This is a genomic window from Paraburkholderia sp. RL18-085-BIA-A, assembly GCF_046027075.1.
Lineage (GTDB): Bacteria > Pseudomonadota > Gammaproteobacteria > Burkholderiales > Burkholderiaceae > Paraburkholderia.
In genome coordinates this window covers 1-13,459 of sequence record NZ_JARESU010000184.1, presented here as the reverse complement: position 1 = coordinate 13,459, position 13,459 = coordinate 1, and the positions used below count along the sequence as shown (strand labels likewise).

Below are 13,459 nucleotides of genomic sequence, written 5' to 3'. Positions count from 1 at the left end.
TTGGGCCCCCCCCCAACCAAAACACCCGGCCCCGGGGCGGGCCGCGGGGGGCGGCCCCCCCCCCCCCCCCCGAGACCATGCGGCGGCGTCATGCAGTGAGGGGTGATCCGAGCGCGTGCTATCCATCGCGATACGCCTGCTCCAGCTGCGCGACATCGAGCTTGACCATTTTCATTATCGCCTGCATCACGCGACTCGCTTTCGCACGGTCCTGATCGCGCAGCATCTCGCCGAGCACGTCGGGCACGATCTGCCACGACACGCCGAAGCGGTCCGTCAGCCAACCGCATTGCCACGGCGCACCCCCGCCGTCGATGAGCTTCGACCAGTAGCGGTCGATCTCCTCCTGCGAGCCGCAGTGCACGAACAGCGAAATCGCCGGCGTGAAGGGAAATTGCGGGCCGCCGTTCAAGGCCATGAACTCCTGGCCTTCGATCTCGAACGTGACGGCCAGCACGCCGCCTTCCGGTCCGGGGCCAGCGTCCGTGTAATGCAGCGTGGTGGCGAGGCGCGAATCCGAAAACACCGACGTATAGAAGCGGGCCGCTTCTTCCGCATTGCCGTCGAACCACAGGCACGGCGCGATCTTTTGCATGATGTCTGTCCTCCTGCCAGGCGGGCGGGCCTCGCGGTTACGCTGCCGTTACTCGTTACCCGTCGCACTTCATCGTGGCCATCGCCTGCTGGATTTCCTCCGCGCTCAGATCGCGCGTGTGCGTGGCGAGCGACCAGTGATGGCCGAACGGGTCTTTCAACTGGCCGTAGCGGTCGCCCCAGAACATGTCGGAGACGGGCAGCAGGACGGTCGCGCCGGCATCGACGGCCTGTTTGAAACTGGCGTCCACGTCCTGCACGTAGTGGTGAATCGTGACCGGCGTGCCCTTTAGCGTATTCGGACCGAACGCCTGATGGTCAGGCCATTCGTCGGTCAGCATCAGCATGGAATCGCCGATCTTCAGGCAGGCGTGCATCACCTTGCCGTCAGGCCCGGGCAGGCGGACCTGCTCGACCGCGTTGAAGGCCTTCGTGTAGAACGCGATGGCATCCGCGGCGTTGGCGCAAATCAGATACGGAGTGAGCGAGTGCATCCCGTCGGGGATCGGTTTGACGGCGTTGCTGGTCATGACTGTGTCTCCTTGAAGTAACAGGTTCGTGGCTTGAAAGACCGGCTGCGTGAGCCAGGTTTTCAACATTACGACGAGTTCGTTACCGTTGGATCGACACTCCGGAAAAAATATTTTTGAGGGGAATTTCGGAAGTACTGGGAGCGGGAGCGCGTGGACGCGGAGCGCGAGCGTCAGGGCGTGTGGAAGCGGAGTGCGAGCTCGTGGACGCGCCGGCGTGCGGAAGCGCAAAGCGCGAAGGGCGGGGTGCGGAGTGGGGATGCGGACGCGGCGACGGCCGTCGCCGCATCAGCCAGTCTCCCCGGCCCGCTTCAACCCGCCGGGTTGTCCTCGTCCGGCGGCGCGGCGGCCGGCGGCGCCGGGTTCCTGCCCGGCGTGCCGAGAATGCTGATCTGGAACGTCCGAGTAGCCGCCAGCGATTGCAGCGACGCGTCCTCGGGAATGTGCTCGAACAGCGGCAGGATCACCGAGCCGCCGATCACCGCGCGCCTGCTGTTGTCGGCGGGCCGCAAGCCCCACACGTCCTGATAGACGACCGGGACCGTGACGCCGTCACGGGTCGTGTTGCCGATGTATAGCATCACATGGCCGCCGATATAGATCAGCGTGCGCAGCGGTTCGCCATGCCGCGCGAGATAGTCGAGCCGCTCTGCGGGCGTGGACGCGGACAGGTCGATCAGGCGCCCGGCGCTCATCTGCGTCGACGAATGACGCGGCAGCCACACGCCGAACACCGCGAAAATGCTTTGCAGCTCCGACGAACAGTCGTTGTAGAGCCCGCTATTGCCCCAGCCATAGGGGCGGCCGATCAGCGCTTTCATCAGCATCGCCAGATGGCGCGGCGTGGCGGCGAGCGGCATCGGCGCGATTTGCGTGTCGCTCAGCGTGGCGGTGCGGATGAGCGCGCGGCCATCGGGATCGCGGGCGGGGACGAGGACCGTGCGCAGCGCGGGGGTGTCGTCCGTGGTGCCCGGCTCGTTTGTGGCGGCGACGGCAGACGCTGACGCCTGCCGCGCGGCATTTGCCGCTGCGACGGACTGCTGCGGCGACGGGGGTTGCGACGCAGGCCCCAGCGGCAGCATCGTGCCCGCCGGCGCGCCGAAGCGGAACGCGCCCCTGCTGTCGCGCACCGGTGCCGAGGCCACCGTCACCGCACCCAGCGATTTGCCGGCAGCCGCGCGCCATGCGTCGACGAAGCGGTCGTCGGCCAGCGCGACGCTATCGCTGCGCACCCACCCCTGGACGTCGGGCGTTTGCACGTACTGCCACGCACCGTCGACGCTGCTGCCGAGCACATACAACGGCGTGCCCGGGCGCGCGGCCGAGATTTGCAGGTTATCGAACGGATAGCCTTCGCCCGCCAGATGATGGTCGTAGAACGATGGGTCGGCGGTCGGCAGTTCGCGCACCATCAGGTTGCCGGTGGCGATCGCGCGGCGTTCGGGCCGATAGACCGGCGTCTGCGTGAACTGCTCGACGTTCATGTTGCGTGCGATCGCGTCGATCCATGCCTTGTCATGCGGGCGGAAATTCTCGCCGTAGCCGAGCGCTGCGCCTTGCTTGCCGGTGTTGTCGAACTTGTCGATGCGGCGCTGCTGCAATGCGGCGATATGCGCGCCTTGCTCACGATAAACGCGCTGCGTCACGTAGGCGGAATTCCACGGCGACGGCGCGTCCGCGCCGGTGCCGAAGTAGCGCGCGAAGAGCGCGTCGAAGTGGGCCCGCTGGTCCTCGGGACTGAGGAACGGCTGGTCGTAGGCGGGGCTGCCGGGTTGGAGCCAGTGATCGACGTTCTGGTCGTAATGTTCGAGCGGGTATAGCGTGACGGTGTCGATGAACGCGTGCGCTTGCGTATGCACATCGCGCGCCGGCGGCGGGCTGCTGCAGGCGGCGAGGATTACCGCAGCGGTGCACAGCGCGGCGGTGCGGCAGGCGTGCGGCCACGAAACGGCAGGGCGGCGGAACAGGACGGCGACAGACATAGCGTTCGGCAGAGTGGATCCAAGGGCACGATGATACGGTGTCCGCGAGTCGTGCGACGGGTCCGGCCGTGCCTTGCTGTGCTGTGCCGCTGCCGCGTTATGCATGCCAATAGACAGCGTTTATGTGTTCTCATGCGGTTTCGGATCGTTCATCGCGCGCACGGCAAGCGCATGCGATCGAAGCCGGCAGGCGTTTCGTTACACTCGTCCAATACCTCAACATCTCGCTTCGCAACCTTCATACGCGGCGGCCCAACCAGCAAGGAGCACGACATGCAAACCAGCGCACGCAATCAATTCTCCGGTGAAGTGGCGGAAGTCAAACATGGCGCAGTGAACGACGAAGTCACGCTGCGCACCCAGGACGGCCTCGAGATAGTCGCGGTCATCACGCACGGCAGCGCGACATCGCTCGGTCTTGCTGCCGGCAAGAAGGCGTTTGCGCTGGTCAAGGCGTCGTCGGTGATCGTGATGGTCGATGTCGCGAGGAGCCAGGTGTCGGCGCGCAACTGCATCGCCGGTGATGTGTCGGCGGTGACCAGGGGCGCGGTGAATTCGGAAGTGATCATCAGCGCGGGTGGCGCGCAGATCGCGGCGATCATCACCAATGAGAGCGTCGATCGACTCGGCCTCGCGAGCGGCAACGCGGCAACGGCGATCTTCAAGGCGTCGAGCGTGATCATCGGCGTCGATCAGTAAGAGCGGTACCGTCCGGTCCGCTGGTTTCAGCCGCGCTGATTGGACTTCAGCGGGGCTGACGGCAGCGGTATCACGTAGACGGCACGCACGGCACCGCGCCGCGCGCCGTGAAGGAAACGGGCGCTTGCTTTACACTGCACAGCCTTGCTGTACCTCTTTCCGCTCCCATCACGGACGCCGTCATGTTCGAAGTCTCCTCTGCCTCGCATCTGCCCAAAGCCGCGCAATACGAAGAACTGGTCGCCCAGGCGCGCTCGCTGCTCGCCGGCGAAACCGACTGGATCGCCAACGCCGCGAATTTTTCCGCTTTCGTGTTTCATTCGCTCAGCGATCTCAACTGGGCCGGCTTCTACTTTCACGACGGCCGCGAACTGGTCGTCGGACCGTTCCAGGGCAAGCCCGCGTGCGTGCGCATCCCGCTCGGCAAGGGCGTCTGCGGGACGGCCGCGCAGACCCGGCAGACGCAGGTCGTGCGCGACGTGCACGAATTTCCCGGTCATATTGCGTGCGATTCGGCGTCGCAATCGGAAATCGTCGTGCCGCTCGTCGCGCCGGACGGCACGCTGATCGGCGTATGGGATGTCGACAGCCCGGTCGTCGCACGCTTCGACGCGGAAGACGCGAAGGGAATGGAAGCGTTGTGCGCGGCGTTCATCGAAGCGGCGTTGCCGCGCGGTGCGACGCCGGCGGGTTGAGCTGAATTTGTCGGTATCGGAGCGGGGCGCGTTGGGCGCCTTGCTTATTCTTGTCTGATCGGCACACGCTTGAGCGGATCACAGGCCGCCATTGCGCGGCTGAGGTTGCCGCGCTCTCTTGCGGTTTTGTCGCTTTACCTGGGTGCTTTCGATAAGCGCAACAGGCCATTGGCATTCGTTGCCTCGCTTGCTGCCGTCGTCCATTTCCGTCGTCGGCTTCAACGGCAAGCCCTCAATCTTGGCGGCTCCGCGCGACGGCCTATATCCACGAATATGACGGCCACCATCCCGGCAATCTCACCCGGGGCGTGCTGCTGGGCGATACCGATCAGGCGCTGCAGACGCTGCATGCGTTTCGCGAACTCGGCGTCGAGGTCGCGGTGGACAATTTCGGCACCGGCTATTCGAGCCTCGCGTATCTGACGCTCTTACCGTTGAATCGCCTGACAATCGGACTCCACCTCGCAATGCGGGTCGGATTTCGACGCATCGACGGTTCTGCCGTCCACCGTCGTGTGTGTAGAAATGACACGCACGACCTTACTTTGCGTGACGCCTTGCGGCGTGTTCCAACTGACGCGATCGTGCGGCTTTAAATGCGCAGTCTTCTGGTCGTTTCTATTTCGCGAACGTAAGCGCGGTGTTGCGGGTGGGAAGGGAACGCAAGCCATGTGCCTCCACGTGGAACGCGAGTCCGGGAACGTATCCTGCTACCTCGCGCCAGGAGAACCTTTCCGCAACGAAACCCACCCACGATGAACGATCTCCTTTCCCGTCTATTACATTTGCAACCGTCGCTGCTCGTCACGCTCACGCATGACGCGGTTCATATCGCGCTGGCCCTCTTGATCCTCGTGGTCGGCTGGTGGCTGTCGAATCGTGTCGGCGCGATGTTCGCCAAAGCGCTCGCCCGCACACATGCGGACCCGACGCTCGCGCCGATGCTCGCCGCCATGGGCACCTGGGCGGTGCGCGTGCTCGTCTTCATCGCGGCGCTCGGCGAGGTCGGCATTGCGACCGCGAGCGTGCTCGCGGTGCTTGGCGCTGCCGGCCTCGCGATCGGGCTCGCGTTGCAAGGCACTTTGCAGAATATCGCGGCCGGCATGATGCTGTTGTTGCTGCGGCCGTTTCGCGTCGGCGACGTGATCGAGGGCAGCGGCGCGGCGGCTGGCATCGTGCGCGAAGTGGGGCTGTTCACCACGCGTATCGAGCGTGGCGACGGCAACGCGGTGTTCGTGCCGAACAGCCAGATCTGGAGCAATCCGGTGATCAACTACAGCAGCGGCGGCACGCAGCGCATCGAGGTCGAAGTAGAACTCGCCCAGCGAAAGGACGTCGATGCCGCGATCGGCGAATTGAAGAAGCTGGTCGCCGACGAACCGCGCGTGCTAAGCGGTACGACGCTTGCACCGATCGTCTCGGTGGCCAATTATCCGGACGACGGCGGCGCGACGCTGCGCATCGCCGCATGGGTGCGCACGCCGGACGCGTCGCTTGCGGGCGGTGAGTTGCAAGAGCATGCGCAGGCCGCGCTGGAACAGGCCGGTTGCGCGGTCGCGGCCTGAGGCCTCAGTCGCCAGGCGAGGCTCAGGCGTGCCGGAACGTCCGACACGCGACCTCGCGCAGCATGTCTATCCGCCGTGGCTGCGGCGGCATTGCGGACCATCGGTCAAATCAACGGCTGGTTTTGCGTGCCGCGAACGTACCTTCGGCGAGCGAGTGACCAGCCATATTCCGCTGCAGACGAGAACGAGTGCCACCAGATTCTTCAACTCCATGATGTTTTCGTTCAGGCAGATGGCGGATAACGTCGTGCCGAACACGGGGACGAGAAAATTGAAAACGGTCACTCTGCCGACCTGGTTATATTTGAGGAGCAAACTCCACAAAGTGAAGGCCAATGCGGAGAGGATTGCCAGGTAACCCAGCAACGCTGCCGAGTCCGCTGTGAATTCGCGCAGCGTTCCTCCGGTGGTATAGCCCGCCGCCAACAGCACAGCGCCGCCAAACCCCAATTGGTACCCGGTCATGACCATGACGTCCATGCCCTGCGAGATGCGTTTTCCATAAATCGATGCTGCGGAAAGGACAAAGGCGGCAATGACGATGAAGCCTTCGCCGAGCAGCGTAAATGCAAAATCGAATATCCCGTCGCCGGCATTGACGACCATGACACCCACAAATCCCAGCAGGCACCCGGCAGCTTTGCGCGGCGAGATTTTGTCGTTCTTATAGATGAAATGGGCCAGCAACACGCTGAAGAAAGTCGTCGTTGCGTTCAGGATCGAGCCGCGAACGCCTGTGGTGTAGGCGAGGCCGATATAGAAGAAAACGTATTGGATTGCTGTTTGCGTAAAACCCAACAGCATCAACTGCCCGGCGTCACGCCGGTTTAAATTGAAAAGCGGCTTTTTCGTCAGTGCGGCGACTATCAGCAAAAGCAGTCCTGCAAGCACGAACCTGTAGCCGGCAAAGACCAGCTTCGATGGAATGTCGTTTTGCGCGATGCCTAGCAGCGCGTAGCCGATCTTGATTGCCGGATACGAACTGCCCCACAGAAGGCAGCAGAAGGTCGCCAGGATGATCAGCACTTTGGGTTGCGAAAAAAAACGCTCAGGTTCGCGCGGTCCGGTTGTTGTTATGGGCATGGTCATATTTCTGATGATGTCGTCGTCGCGCGCGGTGTGGATTGACCCCAAGCCGCGTCGCTTTCATTGCTTTGCCGTTAAGTCGTCTGGCGGCGGGTGCCTTGATAACCCGGAGTCGGCCGTTGCATCGAGGGGATTCGTTGGTGCTTGAGGTCGGCGGGAAAGGAGAGGTCGGTGGGGTGGAATATGGGACTTTGGTGCGCCGATGGACGGTATCGACGACGCTATGCGATCAGAGACTAATATTATCGGTCGTCCTACAACTGTAGCCGCAACGCTAAGGGATGTCGCCACCCTCTATTGCAGCGAAATATGACTAGCCGTATGTGGCGCGGACCATCGTGCCAACCGGCGTTCACCAACCTGACTTCGCTGTAAGGCTCGAAAGTTGTATGAAATCATATCTCAATGCGGCCGTAAAGTCAGGTGGGATCGACTGAACTCAACCGACGCCGGAGAGACAAGCCCGTCGGGTAGTCGATCCCCCGCCGCTCAATGCACCCGTGGATGAGCGAGAAAGAATCGCAGCATTTCCGCAGTGGCATCGGGTCCTATCGGGTCCGTGTACGAGCCGCGTTGACTGCCGCCGGCCCACGCGTGGCCCGCACCGTGGATCAACCAGTACTCCGCTTCGACGCCATTGGCCGCGACCCGCCGTTGCAGCGTAGCGCCGCGTCCGTGCCCTGACGCATGAGCCGCCGTGGACGGCACACTGACGGTCGTAGTGCCGGCATCGAAGGACGCGACCAGATCAGTCGCATTCGACGGATGGACCGTCGTGTCCGCATCGCCATGAAATATGATTAGCGGACGTTGCGGCGCGACGCGCGCGGGCTTGCGCTGCGGCTTGCCGCCTTTCATCGCGGCGAGCGCCGAGGGCAGGTCCTTCGCGCATCCGTGGGCGAGGCCCGAATGCACGCAAGCGGCCGCGTACAGCTCGGGCGACGTGTTCAGCATCACATCCGCCATCGCGCCGCCCGCCGACAGGCCCGCCACGTAGACCCGCGCGGCATCGACGCGATAGTGCGTCATCACCTCGCGCGTGATGCCGGCAATCATCGATGGTTCGCCAAGGTCGCGCTGCTGATCGCCAGGCTTGAACCAGTTCCAGCATTTGGAATGATTGGCCGCTTGCGACTGATTCGGATACACGACGATGAAGCCGTGACGCTCGGCCATCTCATTCATGCGCGTGCCGGCCGCGAAGTCGTCGGCGTTCTGCGTGCAGCCATGCAGCATCACGATCAGCGGCAACGGCTCGTTGTTGTAAACCGCCGGCACGTAAAGCTTGTATTGACGCTGGCCCGCACTGTTGCTGAAGGTGTGCGTGCTGAAGGCGCCGGGTGTCGCGGCGTCGAACGTGTGTGGGGCAGGGGTGTGCGGCTTCGGGTGCGTGTGGGTTTGCGTTTGTGCGTATGCCTGCGCCTGTGCCTCGGCCTTCGCTTGAGCACGAGACCATGCCTGCGTCCAATTGCTCGCCTCGTGCGGAGTATGCGGCGTGCGCGCATGGCCCGCTTCTGCGGTGGCCCCGGCGAGAGCGCGTTGAACTGCGGCGGTCGCTTCGGTGGGGCCCTTCGTCCGCAGTAGATCGAAGGCGTCTTTCATCGACTTCAGAAAATCTTCGTTCATTTTCATGATGGTTTGCGTTGACTTGCGTGGCGGCATGCGTGAGCGAGTGACGAGCCGCCGGTTGCGTCACTCGACGAGTCGAACGGAGCGTCTAACTGATGCGTCCAGCGAGCGCCGCCTTGACCGCGGGCGACGCGTGAAACGCGCCGAGCACCACGACCGATGCAATCGTCGCCGCCGCGAGTTCCGGCGGCACATCGGCGGCGATGCTGGCGAGGCCGAGGACGTGAATGTCGAGTTGTTCGTGCGCGGCTTGGGCGGCTTCGAGGTCTTGTCGCGAGAAGTGTTGCAAGCCGAGCACCATCGCGCGCCGCGTCACCGTTTCCGTGACCACCTGCGCGTGCACCGCAAGCTGATTGCGGATCGCCGTGCGAATCATGTCGGTGCGGTTCGAGTAAAAGCCTTCTTCGACCAGCAGGTCGATCTGGCCGAGGTCGACCGGGCCGAGGTTGATGGTGATTTTTTCGGTGTCGCCCCCTTTGGGGCGTGAACTGTCGACGAGGTTGAGTTTGGGCATTTGCACTCCGATTGGAATCCACTGGCCATCCAAATAACATCCAATGGGATGGTTTAGCTTTTTACGCGCGTCGGCGAGCGGAGTCAATCGGGAAATTGAGGGTCGGGAGAGGCAGTGCGTGGTGGGGGAGCGCCCGCAGCATCGGGCGCCCATATCGCAAGACGCCGCTAGCGACGGGTTCTCGCGACGGCGGGCAAACCGACTTGCGCCGGGGCGGCGCAAGTCGGCATATTCAGGCGGGGCTAGCTATGACGGATGGCCGTTGCAGGACGGCGGTCCGTGTCAGACCGCCCGACTTTCTGCCTTTCCGAAGAGTTCGAACTACTGAATACCTGAAGCAAAAGCATTCTCTCGAACAACTCGTGCGACTTCCGGATATTTAGCCAGATACGCGTCTGGAAATCCGACGCGATCGCACGCCGTTTCAGGAACAGGCTGGATCGGGCGGTCAATCGAGAAGCCGGGTGACATCGGGCGCAGTTTCTTGTCCATACGATGCGAAGAGGCATTGCCGGTCAGGAGCGATAGACAAGGCAGTCCGGATCAACTTCGCGACTGTCCTTCGGTCTACTACTAGTCAGTCGCCCTGTCGCAGCCATGCCGATTCGCACTGCACTACTATTTCTGCACCGCATGACGGCTCGAGTACGAAGAGAGTTTTCGCTCCCGCAAGAAAGGCTTGGGTGAGCAACTCCGCTTGGTCGGCGGATACAAGCGCGGGTTTGGAATCGGCCCAACTGCGGACCCACACAAGACGCCCTCAACTGCCTGCCAGTCGACACAGAGGCCGCTGTCGGTAAGGCGGTATGCAGCGCTCTGAATGGCGCCACGGCGTCCGGTCCGCAGCACTTCTGCACAGTCGCCATCATTTGCCTCTGCGAGGAGGACATGTCCATAGGATAGACCGTGAGAGCGGATGCGACCGGTCTGAATGCGTCTCGCGGCGGTCGCTAGCTGGCCTCAGATTCCAAGGGCTCCACTTCAAAGCTGTCACATTCGATAAGCAACTCGGCTCCCAGTGTTGCTTCGATTGACACGATTGACTTGTGAGGCCGGTTTCGGCCCCACGGATAGGACTTGTCAAGTGCGGCCAGCGCTGCGCAGTACTCATCCGATCCGAAGTCCGCGAGAACCTTCGTAGACAGGATGATGTTTTGAATCAGGAAGTCGCGCATTAAGCATCGCGTGGCCCCTGAGAGGACGATACGCGCACGGTCTTTCCTGTTGTCGAATAGCACGTTAAGCACGACCCGTCTCTGAGCCAGGTCGACTTCCGCGCCGATCAGATACCAGTCATGAAACGATTCATACTTGTCAATTGCGTTCATACGTTGCTCCATCAGGGTTGCCAAGGGCTAAACGGCACAACGTCAGCGCCGCCGTCTCTACTTCCGGCCGCCCAATTGTGAGCATGGGGCTTCATTCCGTTGTGGAAGTGGTCAAAATCCAGATCCACGGATGGAAGTCCATCAGAGCCATATAGACGCATTAGCTCGCTTCCGGGGTTGGTGTGCCACGTACCCGGCTCACCTTCATTAGGCGTCTTTGCAAGGTCAAAGGCGTCGCCGCTTACCTCGTCCGGCGTGTACTCGAACGGCTGCGCATCGCCGAGCGGCGTAGCGCCTTCGGTGGCATCGCTCGCGGCATCGACCAGTGACGAAGCAGCTGCGTCCGCATAGCGGGCTGCAACCGCATTAACCCTGTCCACCATGTCGTTATAGCGCTCCATGTAGGACGTTGCCGCTTTGTAGGTCATCCCGTGGCTGGTCATTAAGGCCTTTTGAAATTCGAACGCCGTGTCCTGATGATGCGCGAATACGAGTTTGAGGATGACGAACAACTCCTCTGCGTACTTCACGTGCTTGACCGCCTCTCTACCGGATGCGCTGTCAAGGAGAAAGGACAAGCTGCCCAAATCAAAGACCTCAATGTCATCCATGGTCAGCGCCAAGGGTCTCAATAGCGTCCACGCTGGTGCGTCCGAATAGGCTTTTCGCCTCGCCACGATCTCGTGCCTCACGCTAAGGCGTAACTCGCCGGTCCGTCGCTGGATAGCACGGAGCTTGAACAGCGCAAGGTTTCCAGCTTGCAGGTTTGCGTTGCGCTCCTGCATCTGACGATGCAGCACGGCGAAGAAGAACGCAACTGCGGCGCCGAAGAGCGATCCTGCCGCTGCCTTCAATGCGTCCAGGTACCAAGGAGAGGAGCCTCCCGAGACCACCACCCAGTTTGGGAATGGCGTCTGCAAGAGGACTGGCGGCAAGTACATTGTGATGCTGATAACGTGGCGGTAAAGGCTGCAATGCAGTGGGGCATGGGGTTCCTCCAGCGCGGCCTACTTTCCAAAGTTCTCTCAAGCACATCCGACGCGCTCGTAAAAGTTAATCCCCAAAGGATCAGTCTGGAGACTGCTCATCTTCCCCGTCATCTGACAGCTATTCTGATAGATCCTCCGGTCGTATTCTCCTCATTGCCTTTTCGACTTGCTTGTCGTATCGACGGTCGTTCGGATCGCTCGCCTTTTGTGCTTTGCGTCCGTACTGTTGGACGAAGCAGCCGATCTGTCCAATGAGGCGCCCATTCTTCGGTGTCGATCTCATGCGGCTCAACGTGCAATGCGAGTCGTCACGAGAGCGACCATGGATCGACCTTGCCGCCTTCGATTACAAAGTGCTTTGCATCGGGGTTCGACGGGAACAAACGCCAGTCCTCATCGCCCGGGATCGCATCCGCACAAATCACAAGACGCGTCCCTCTCGCCAGTGAGATGCACGCATCGCCGTTGTCGCCGGCCGTTACGCTCTCAACTACGGCGGGGCCATTCGTCACAAGAAGCTCACGTATCCGTCGCGTTGTAATGAGCGTGCTTTCTTCCGAGACTGCGAAATCCGGATAGGCCGCAAAGACCATCTCCCCTTGCTCGATTCGCCAATCGCACTGGATATGAAGCGCCCACGCCCCAACACGCTTGATTGTTCCTCGCCTTGTTGTTACCTCCCGAAGTGGCCCGAACTGCAGCGTAAGCATGTCGGCTGCGTGACCCACGCCGCTAATGTCCAAGCCCACGAGTGCCGATAGGTGCTGTCTTACCTGTTCCCGCGTATCAATCATTCAATCACTCCCCCGAAACATCTCTTGGGCACGCCCCCAGCAATCCGTGATAGTTAAGTTCTTCATCATCTTGGATTTCGTCATGGAGCTGTCGCGCCTGGTCCTGGCTCAGACCAAGCGCCTTAACCACAGCCCTGAATTGTTTATTCTGCGCCTGATTGTTTCCGGGTCTGCCATCACCGCCGGCCAATTGCTCGACATCACCACTTACCGCGTTTGGCGTGTACTCAAACGGATGTGCGTCGCCGAGCGGCGTATCGGTTTCCGTTAAGTCGCCCACAGCATCGGCCAGTGACGAAGCGGCCCCGCTTGCATAGCGGTCTGCAACCGCATTAACCCGGTCCACCATGGCGTTATAGCGTTCAATGTAGGCCGTCGCCGCATCGTAGGACATCCCGTAGCTGGCCACTAACGATTCACGGAAGCTGGGTAACCCTTTGGGCTTGGGCGCTGGACTAATCCCCGCGCCCGCCTGTCCGCGATTGTTCGGCAATCAGAACAACACTTTCGCCGCGAATCATGGACTGCAAGGTCTGTATGACCTCAAGGTCAGCGCCGTTCTTTGCCAGCCGCTCGTGCCAGTGGAAATTCGTCCCGAGAAACGAGCGGACCCGCTGGACGAGCGCGGCATCCCGCGCCCATATGTCGGCGTATGCGCGTTGCGCGAATTTCTTGCCTTCTTCAACCGCCTGTTTCTGTTCCGTAGAAAGAAAGATGCGCCCGCTCCCGTAGGCGTCCTGGCTGTACATCATCCACCGTTGCGATGCGTCTGTTTTCAGTTCAGTGCCGCCCATTGCGAAGTCCTGTCACTTGTGGCGGCGTAAACCTAGCAGATCGCCGGGAGGCTATGTTTTTGGGATTAATTTATGTTTTTGGGATTAATTTGCGCCAACGAAAAAGCCGACCATCGCGGGTCGGCTACTTCGTGCCGGTCTTTCCCGGCTGTCCTTTCGTGCGAGTGGGTGCGCCAGTATTTCCGGCCCGGCCGTAACCGACTGTCATCGTTTAGGTTTGTTCGACGCCTGCCCTTGTCTGCTGCCGCGTGAGCGCACGG

Annotated in this window: 16 protein-coding genes and 1 pseudogene; 4 read left to right on the top strand and 13 right to left on the bottom strand. The window is 61.7% G+C overall.

The genetic code is table 11. From position 1 onward, the window contains the following. Positions 1-118 precede the first annotated feature (118 nt). The 3 genes from P0D89_RS46925 to P0D89_RS46915 all read right to left on the bottom strand — a co-directional run bounded on the left by P0D89_RS46925 (position 119) and on the right by P0D89_RS46915 (position 3,106). The gene (locus tag P0D89_RS46925) at positions 119-595 is read right to left on the bottom strand and encodes a VOC family protein (RefSeq protein WP_408369105.1); all 477 of its coding nucleotides are present in this window, start codon (positions 593-595) and stop codon (positions 119-121) included. A 55-nt stretch (positions 596-650) separates the two neighbouring features. Next, on the bottom strand, positions 651-1,124 hold the full coding sequence (locus P0D89_RS46920; RefSeq protein WP_408369103.1) for a VOC family protein: 474 nt from the start codon (positions 1,122-1,124) through the stop codon (positions 651-653). 311 nt (positions 1,125-1,435) lie between these two features. Then, positions 1,436-3,106, bottom strand: coding sequence for an SH3 domain-containing protein (locus tag P0D89_RS46915; RefSeq protein WP_408369101.1), 1,671 nt, complete (start codon positions 3,104-3,106; stop codon positions 1,436-1,438). A gap of 273 nt (positions 3,107-3,379) precedes the next feature. Here P0D89_RS46915 and P0D89_RS46910 point away from each other — a divergent pair, with 273 nt between their 5' ends. The 3 genes and pseudogenes from P0D89_RS46910 to P0D89_RS46900 all read left to right on the top strand — a co-directional run. Next, positions 3,380-3,805 (top strand): TOBE domain-containing protein, encoded by a 426-nt coding sequence (locus P0D89_RS46910; RefSeq protein WP_408369099.1) that lies wholly within the window; start codon positions 3,380-3,382, stop codon positions 3,803-3,805. Positions 3,806-3,987: 182 nt separating this feature from the next. Next, positions 3,988-4,500 (top strand): free L-methionine (R)-S-oxide reductase MsrC, encoded by a 513-nt coding sequence (gene msrC, locus P0D89_RS46905; RefSeq protein WP_408369097.1) that lies wholly within the window; start codon positions 3,988-3,990, stop codon positions 4,498-4,500. A gap of 308 nt (positions 4,501-4,808) precedes the next feature. After that, positions 4,809-4,919 (top strand): annotated as a pseudogene (locus P0D89_RS46900) (hypothetical protein); the annotation flags it as partial. Between the two features lie 9 nt (positions 4,920-4,928). On the opposite strand, the gene P0D89_RS46895 reads toward P0D89_RS46900, so the two are convergent. Beyond that, positions 4,929-5,171, bottom strand: coding sequence for a hypervirulence associated TUDOR domain-containing protein (locus tag P0D89_RS46895; protein ID WP_408369095.1), 243 nt, complete (start codon positions 5,169-5,171; stop codon positions 4,929-4,931). An 84-nt stretch (positions 5,172-5,255) separates the two neighbouring features. Here P0D89_RS46895 and P0D89_RS46890 point away from each other — a divergent pair, with 84 nt between their 5' ends. After that, entirely contained in the window at positions 5,256-6,065 is an 810-nt protein-coding gene (locus P0D89_RS46890) for a mechanosensitive ion channel family protein (RefSeq protein ID WP_408369093.1), read from the top strand. 66 nt (positions 6,066-6,131) lie between these two features. Here the strand turns inward: P0D89_RS46890 and P0D89_RS46885 are convergent, their stop codons facing one another. The 9 genes from P0D89_RS46885 to P0D89_RS46845 form a co-directional block, all read right to left on the bottom strand. Beyond that, positions 6,132-7,154 carry a DMT family transporter gene (locus tag P0D89_RS46885; RefSeq protein ID WP_408369107.1) on the bottom strand — a complete coding sequence of 341 codons (1,023 nt, stop codon included), beginning with the start codon at positions 7,152-7,154 and terminating at the stop codon, positions 6,132-6,134. A gap of 486 nt (positions 7,155-7,640) precedes the next feature. Beyond that, positions 7,641-8,783 carry an extracellular catalytic domain type 1 short-chain-length polyhydroxyalkanoate depolymerase gene (locus P0D89_RS46880; RefSeq protein ID WP_408369091.1) on the bottom strand — a complete coding sequence of 381 codons (1,143 nt, stop codon included), beginning with the start codon at positions 8,781-8,783 and terminating at the stop codon, positions 7,641-7,643. A gap of 85 nt (positions 8,784-8,868) precedes the next feature. Further along, a complete protein-coding gene (locus P0D89_RS46875) occupies positions 8,869-9,294 on the bottom strand; it encodes a ribbon-helix-helix domain-containing protein (RefSeq protein ID WP_408369089.1) in 426 nt (141 codons plus the stop codon). Between the two features lie 321 nt (positions 9,295-9,615). Beyond that, positions 9,616-9,786, bottom strand: coding sequence for a hypothetical protein (locus P0D89_RS46870; RefSeq protein WP_408369087.1), 171 nt, complete (start codon positions 9,784-9,786; stop codon positions 9,616-9,618). Positions 9,787-10,244: 458 nt separating this feature from the next. Continuing rightward, positions 10,245-10,622: a hypothetical protein gene (locus P0D89_RS46865; protein ID WP_408369085.1), complete on the bottom strand. Its 378-nt coding sequence runs from the start codon at positions 10,620-10,622 to the stop codon at positions 10,245-10,247. A gap of 11 nt (positions 10,623-10,633) precedes the next feature. Then, positions 10,634-11,476, bottom strand: a complete 843-nt coding sequence (locus P0D89_RS46860) for a hypothetical protein (protein ID WP_408378845.1) — start codon at positions 11,474-11,476, stop codon at positions 10,634-10,636. 443 nt (positions 11,477-11,919) lie between these two features. Next, the gene (locus tag P0D89_RS46855; RefSeq protein ID WP_408369081.1) at positions 11,920-12,321 is read right to left on the bottom strand and encodes a hypothetical protein; all 402 of its coding nucleotides are present in this window, start codon (positions 12,319-12,321) and stop codon (positions 11,920-11,922) included. Positions 12,322-12,409: 88 nt separating this feature from the next. Next, positions 12,410-12,799 carry a hypothetical protein gene (locus tag P0D89_RS46850; protein WP_408369079.1) on the bottom strand — a complete coding sequence of 130 codons (390 nt, stop codon included), beginning with the start codon at positions 12,797-12,799 and terminating at the stop codon, positions 12,410-12,412. A gap of 61 nt (positions 12,800-12,860) precedes the next feature. Next, positions 12,861-13,199 carry a hypothetical protein gene (locus P0D89_RS46845; RefSeq protein ID WP_408369077.1) on the bottom strand — a complete coding sequence of 113 codons (339 nt, stop codon included), beginning with the start codon at positions 13,197-13,199 and terminating at the stop codon, positions 12,861-12,863. Positions 13,200-13,459: the final 260 nt, after the last annotated feature.